The organism is Vibrio sagamiensis NBRC 104589 (assembly GCF_007990935.1).
Lineage (GTDB): Bacteria > Pseudomonadota > Gammaproteobacteria > Enterobacterales > Vibrionaceae > Vibrio > Vibrio sagamiensis.
The window spans coordinates 104,070-111,057 of sequence record NZ_BJXJ01000013.1; the positions used below are offsets into that span (position 1 = coordinate 104,070).

General features: G+C 38.9%; 4 protein-coding genes. 3 read left to right on the top strand and 1 reads right to left on the bottom strand.

Annotated features, from left to right (window positions below; all coding sequences use genetic code 11):
* Positions 1–87 precede the first annotated feature (87 nt).
* From panP to VSA01S_RS08420, 3 genes are all read left to right on the top strand, one after another.
* On the top strand, positions 88–1,740 hold the full coding sequence (gene panP, locus VSA01S_RS08410; protein ID WP_039982548.1) for a pyridoxal-dependent aspartate 1-decarboxylase PanP: 1,653 nt from the start codon (positions 88–90) through the stop codon (positions 1,738–1,740).
* Between the two features lie 468 nt (positions 1,741–2,208).
* Positions 2,209–3,063 carry a MurR/RpiR family transcriptional regulator gene (locus VSA01S_RS08415; RefSeq protein ID WP_039982549.1) on the top strand — a complete coding sequence of 285 codons (855 nt, stop codon included), beginning with the start codon at positions 2,209–2,211 and terminating at the stop codon, positions 3,061–3,063.
* 201 nt (positions 3,064–3,264) lie between these two features.
* The gene (locus VSA01S_RS08420; RefSeq protein ID WP_009841803.1) at positions 3,265–3,531 is read left to right on the top strand and encodes a GrxA family glutaredoxin; all 267 of its coding nucleotides are present in this window, start codon (positions 3,265–3,267) and stop codon (positions 3,529–3,531) included.
* 130 nt (positions 3,532–3,661) lie between these two features.
* Here the strand turns inward: VSA01S_RS08420 and VSA01S_RS08425 are convergent.
* A partial coding sequence (locus VSA01S_RS08425; RefSeq protein WP_147052693.1) for an outer membrane beta-barrel protein occupies positions 3,662–6,988 on the bottom strand: 3,327 nt, incomplete at its 5' end.

Here is a 6,988-nt window from a genome sequence, read left to right on the forward strand (position 1 = left end):
GTATTCAGAATTAAAACGGGACATTAATCTATTTTTGGTTTAGATTGTGTCGCTCGCATTGTCTAATAATTACAAAGATTCTTTGCTATGGTTAAGGAACAGAAAACTGCTGACGTTAGCTTTGATAGTCTATTGAAGATCTTCACCATTCCTGAAGGTCCCGAATCAACGTTGACTAAAATAGATCAGAGCTTATCTCAAAACTTAAACCAATTTCTGCGTGAACACATCGTAGCAGAAGAAAAGCCTTTGCACGAAATTGAAAAAGATTTTTCTTCTGCGCATATTCCAGAAAAACCTGAGTTCGTGTCGGAACATACTCAGTACCTCTTGGATACTTTAGTATCACATTCAGTCCATACCTCAGCACCTAGTTTTATTGGTCATATGACATCGGCCTTACCCTACTTTTTGATGCCTCTGTCAAAGATAATGATTGCTCTTAATCAAAATTTGGTCAAAATTGAAACTTCAAAGGCTTTCACCCCTCTAGAAAGACAGGTCCTTGGAATGTTACATCGTTTGATCTATGAACAAAGTGACCATTTTTATACCCAGTGGATGCATAGTTCTGCACACTCTCTAGGTGCTTTTTGCTCAGGAGGGACGATTGCAAATATTACCGCTCTTTGGGTTGCTCGTAACCAAGCATTAAAAGCAGATGAACAATTCAAAGGAATAGAGAAAGAAGGCGTTTTTAAGGCCATGAAATACTATGGTTATGAAGGCTTAGCTATCTTGGTATCTGAACGCGGTCATTACTCACTCAAAAAAGCAGCCGATGTTCTCGGTATTGGCCAAGAAGGCGTTATTACAGTAAAAACTGACGAATACAATCGAGTTGACATTGATGAGTTAAAGAAAACATTTAACCAATTACAAGACAAAAAGATCAAGGTGTTTGCAGTAGTCGGTATTGCTGGTACAACAGAAACAGGGAATGTCGATCCTCTTGACCAAATTGCCCAGGTCTGCGCAGAAAAACAATGTCACTTTCATGTCGATGCTGCATGGGGTGGAGCGACTTTAATGTCCACTCAACACCGTTCTTTATTAAAAGGGATTGAATTGGCTGATTCCGTCACAATTGATGCACATAAACAACTCTACATTCCAATGGGTGCTGGAATGGTTTTATTTAAAGACCCAGACATGATGAACTCTATTGAACATCATGCCCAATACATTCTTCGTAAAGGGTCAAAAGATTTGGGTAGCCATACTCTAGAGGGCTCTCGCTCAGGAATGGCAATGTTAGTCTATGCGGCCATGCATATTATAAGTCGGCCTGGTTACGAGTTATTAATTAACCAAAGTATAGAAAAAGCAAACTTTTTTGCTTCTCTTATAAAAGAGCAGGACGACTTCGAGTTGGTGTCTAAGCCTGAACTATGTTTGCTAACATATCGATACTTACCTAAGCACGTACGTCTAGCTCTTGAAAAAGCTACTTACCAACAGAAAAAGGGACTGAACGAGCTTCTCAATGAACTCACACAGTTTATTCAAAAGCGTCAACGTGAGACGGGAAAGTCTTTTGTTTCTCGAACTCAACTTAATCCAAAACATTGGGAGAACCTAAACACCATCGTTTTCCGTGTTGTACTTGCAAACCCTTTGACTTCCAATGACCATTTATATGCTATCTTGAAAGAACAACGCCAAATTGCACTCCAAGCTTCTAGCTTATTAGATAAAATCTCTCATGATGCATTAAATATCATTGAAATGACAAAATAAGATTTAGGGCTATCGAATCTGTTATGGACATACTGAATTTACCTAAGTAACTCCATTTGCTTTGGTAAATTCCCACCCACCTTCTCATATGTTTTCAGTTCTAAACAAAAAGAGAAAATTTATTCCACTTTTAATTCATGGATTTGCTCATTCTATGTTCATCATGTAGCAGCTTAACATTCAATAAAGTAATTAAACATAAATTATAACAAAATCACCACTTCATATTGATAAGCATTAAAACGCAGTTCTTTACACTTTATACTATATCTCGTTTTGTCTTTTTAGATATTTAGTTTGAGGGCTGTCAAATTCTTACTAAATAGTAACTATATTTGGTATAACCGATTTAAGGTTCGGGTTTATAATAAATCTATGGTGCTGGTAGTTTTCGTTAACGCTTTTATTAATAAAACTATTCCACGTTAACAGAACCAGCAAGTTGTTCTCTATGCCTTCGTGAACACTATGAATACATTAGAAAAAGTACAAAAAAATTTAGAAAATTTTAGTAAGTCAGAACGTAAAGTTGCCGAAGTAATTATGGCATCTCCTCAAACTGCTATTCATTCAAGCATTGCAACATTAGCTAAAATGGCAGATGTCAGTGAACCAACAGTCAATCGTTTCTGTCGCCGTCTAGACACCAAAGGCTTCCCAGATTTTAAGCTACACCTTGCTCAAAGCTTGGCTAATGGGACCCCTTACGTTAATCGTAATGTTGAAGAAGACGACGGCCCAGATGCCTATACCCATAAAATATTTGAATCAACCATGGCATGCCTAGATGTCGCTAAAAATAGCCTTGATGCAATGCAAATCAATCGTGCTGTCGATTTGTTGACACAAGCTAAACGAATTTCATTCTTTGGTTTAGGTGCATCTTCTGCTGTTGCACGTGATGCTCAAAACAAGTTTATCCGCTTTAATATTCCTATTAGCTGCTTTGATGACATTCTTATGCAAAGAATGAGTTGTATTAACTGTAGCGATAACGACGTAATTGTTTTAATTTCTCACACTGGTAGAACAAAAAGCCTTGTTGAAATAGCCAATTTAGCCCGAGAAAATGGAGCAACGGTAATCTCAGTCACAGCAAAAGGCTCCCCTCTTGAAAAAGCAAGCTCACTAGCTATTACGCTTGATGTACCAGAAGACACCGACGTTTACATGCCAATGGCAAGCCGTGTCGTTCAGATGACCGTAATCGATGTTTTAGCTACAGGCTTTACTCTTCGTCGAGGTACTGGTTTCCGTGAAAACCTAAAACGAGTTAAAGATGCTTTAAAAGATAGCCGCTACGATAAATTCAATCCGTACTAAGGGCGTTGGTTTTGATGACGTTTTGTAGAAAACCTACAAATTGCGTTCAAACTTTGTACGATAGTTTTCACCTATCATAGTGAGAAGAAAATGCTGCTTTATTTCCTAAAAAGAATCGTGCATAGTAATCTCAAAATTTAAGAGTAAAGCTTTATAGCTGTCACTCTGATACGAAACTCGAATTTCAGGAGAATTAAGCTTATGTTCGTAGTTATCTTTGGTCGCCCTGCTTGCCCATTTTGCGTTCGTGCAAAAGAACATGCAGAAACACTAAAAGCAAAGCGTGATGACTTTAATTACCGTTATGTAGACATTCACGCAGAAGGTATTTCTAAAGCAGATTTAGAAAAGACCGTAGGCAAACCCGTTGAAACTGTGCCTCAAATCTTTATCGACCAAGACCATATTGGTGGTTGTGACGAATTTGAAGCATATGCAAAAGAACACCTAGGCCTTTTTGACGAATAAATTCTGGCTTTTAATTTGGATAAAATCCCTAAGAGGTTTGAGCCTTAGGGATTTCTTTATATTTTAACTGTAATGAAAAAGTATTTTATTTCGTTCAAATCATTTAAATATCACTTCACGAACTTTAACGTTATAAATGCTTAGATAAACGTAATAATAGCACTTGGTCATCACGACTATAGCTTTGCAATTGTAACCTAGCGAACCAATCTGGCATAAAGTCCCAGCGAACCCCAACACCAATACTCACTGAAGAATGATGTTTTTCCTTAACATCAACGTCATTACTTGAACCTTTTACAAAATTTAATCCACTACTCAAATAAACCTTAAACTCTTCATTTAAAGGATAGTGATACTGCCCTTCAATACCAAAGTTTCTGTACTTTATGTATGCCTCATTTCCAGAAGTAAATCTAACTGTCGCCTTCCCCATTTCGGTATAATACCCTTCAACAGTAAAGTCCCCTTCTTCCAAGCCTATAAATAATTGATAAGCTACATCACTATGGTTTGTCACTTTAAAACCTTGTTCACTACTATACGGAGAAAGGTAACTTCCTCCTAAGGCAGCACCAACATAAGGGTGAGCTTGTGCATTTACCAACGAAATGTGTAGGATGGGGGCTAGCGTCATTGAAATAAGCAACCTACGGACTAGTAAACCCATTAGACCCATTATTGACATCCAACCTAGGCTACCACCGGCACTACGACCAACTTCTACAACCGCTAACGGCGATCTTAATGGCTCTGCAACTGTCACACTAAGATGTATCTCTCCATTTACTTCTCCATCTCTGTCAAAAGCACCACCATCTACAGCATTGAGAAGTACACAATGGTGACCAGTATTAAGGCCAGAAGTAAATTTATCTTTTTCTTTTGAAGATGGACAAATGCCTTCCTCATTGTTTAACCAATCTGATGACATCACAGATTGTCTTTGACCAGACTGAGACTGATAAGATTCGTCAGACCAATCGCCATCAGTGGACATACTGAACAATGTGGCATCATTACCAATTGATTCAGACATTGGTAATACTGTTTGAACACTGTCCTTTGAACCATTGAGTTGTAATTGCATGTCATAAACCTCGTGATGCACGCCACCGTCTGGAGATGGAACTTCATAAAAGTTCATGAAGTTTTCCATTGGCACAACCGCTGAGGATGAATCGACACTCTGTGCATAATCCGCAACTTTTGGATGAACTCCCTCTTCCACAATGATGGCATGCGAATCATCTGTCAAAATTTGTGTGCTAATACAAGGGGATTCAATTATTGAATCAACAGCATCATCTATACCATCATGGTCGACATCAATGATGATCTCACCACTTATCTTAACCAACACTTCGAATTCAGTAACTAAATTAACAATGGCACTACCAATATATTTCGTCAATTCAACTTGACCTGTATAGCGTCCTGCCGGATAAGTTTTATTCGGGATAAAGAGAGTATTGCCTGTCAATTGAGTGTCAGTAGGTAAATCTAAACCATCAGGAAGAGTCCACATGATATCTCGCTCACCAGCCTGAACTCCCGGTGCATGAAGGATAAAGCTAACAACACCATCTTTATCTCGTAATTTATTACTAACCCATAGAGGAATATTATCACTGATACTAGGGTCGGCTCCCGCCAAGATTTCTTCTTCATTGCTAACACCATCATTATCAAAATCCTTTTCAATTGCTGATAACAATGTCTCTTGGGCTAAAGTTAACCCGTTATTAATATCTACATCAGAGCCATTAATCGTTGGATTGTTAGAGTCTTTAAAATCAAATCCTTTCATAACTTCGTAAATATCATGCAGACCATCCCCATCTGTATCATCAGATAATGTCACCGTATGGTTACCACCATCATGAAGTAAGATAATTTCTATGATATCCGGAATACTATTACCATTGGTGTCTCTCTCATTTGCACTGACTGGATTTGTTCCTAGTTCCATTTCTCGTTGATTTGAAATACCATCGTAATCCCAATCACCGTTTGGATCATTATTTACCATGCCAAGTAATGAAACAAAGTTGCTGTCTCCACCACTATTTTGAAGGGGATCCAATTCACAAGTAAGCTCACTGAGATTGTTTAAACCATCACCATCTAAATCTTCATGAGCATCAATAACTCCGTTGTCGCCATGTACACCATCCTGATGCTCACTGTGAGAGTCCGCTTCATTATCTAAAGTACCAAGTAATGCTTCTTGCTCTTCTGTTAAACCATCTAAATCTAAATCTAAATCAGATGACAACAATGTTTGATTAGTATGAACTCGATCGATAATGGCTTGAATTTCTTCAGCCGTTGGATTTGTAGGATCCACATATGTACCCGCTTGTAACGCTAAGTTATAGTCAGCAATATTGTCCGAGTCGACTCCAGAAACTCCATCGATAGAATTCAGCTGATCGGCTGTCATGGAAATTCCGTTAGTGTTACCAGAAATGTCTTCAATCAACTCTTTTAGGCTTAATTCACTGGCATTAACTGTATTAATAATCGATTGAATTTCATCTGCTTTAGGATTATTTGGATCGGCATAAGTGCCATTTTTTAGCGCTTCAATGTATTCATCCAGATTATCGGCTGTTACACCATCTACCCCTTCAATCGCATTGAGTTGCTCAATCGTAACAGTAACGCCATCCGCATTACCCGCAATGTCCTCCACCAAAGCATTTAACCCATTTTCACTAGCATTAACTGCATCAATCACTGCTTGAATTTCCTCTGCTGTTGGGTTATTTGGATCGGCATAAATACCATTTTTTAGCGCTTCAATATATTCATCCAGATTATCGGCTGTTACACCATCTACGCCATCAATAGCATTCAACTGATCTGGAGTAACAGTGACGCCATCCGCATTACCTGCAATATCTTCTGCCACCGCACTTAAATTGGCTTCGCTGGTATTGACGGCATCTACCACTGCCTGAATTTCTTCCGCTGTTGGGTTACTCGGGTCTACATATGTACCATTTTGTAGTGCTTCAACATACTCATCTAAATTATCAGCTGTCGCACCGTCTACACCGTCAATGCCATTCAGTTGCTCTGGGGTAACAGTGATACCATTCGCATTACCCGCTATATCTTCAGCCACCGCATCCATTCCATCTTTATTTGCATTGACCGCATCAATAACCTCTTGGACTTCTTCCGCTGTTGGATTATTTGGATCGGCATAAGTACCATCTAGAAGCGCATCAATATATTCATCCAAATTATCAGCTGTTACACCATCCACTCCCTTAATCGCATTGAGTTGGTCTGGGGTAACTGTAACGCCATCTGCATTACCTGCAATATCTTCCGCCAGAGCATCTAAATTAGCTTCACTAGTGTTGACAGCATCAATCACCGCTTGAATTTCCTCCGCCGTTGGATTGCTAGGGTCTGCATACGTACCCTTTTGTAACGCTTCGAC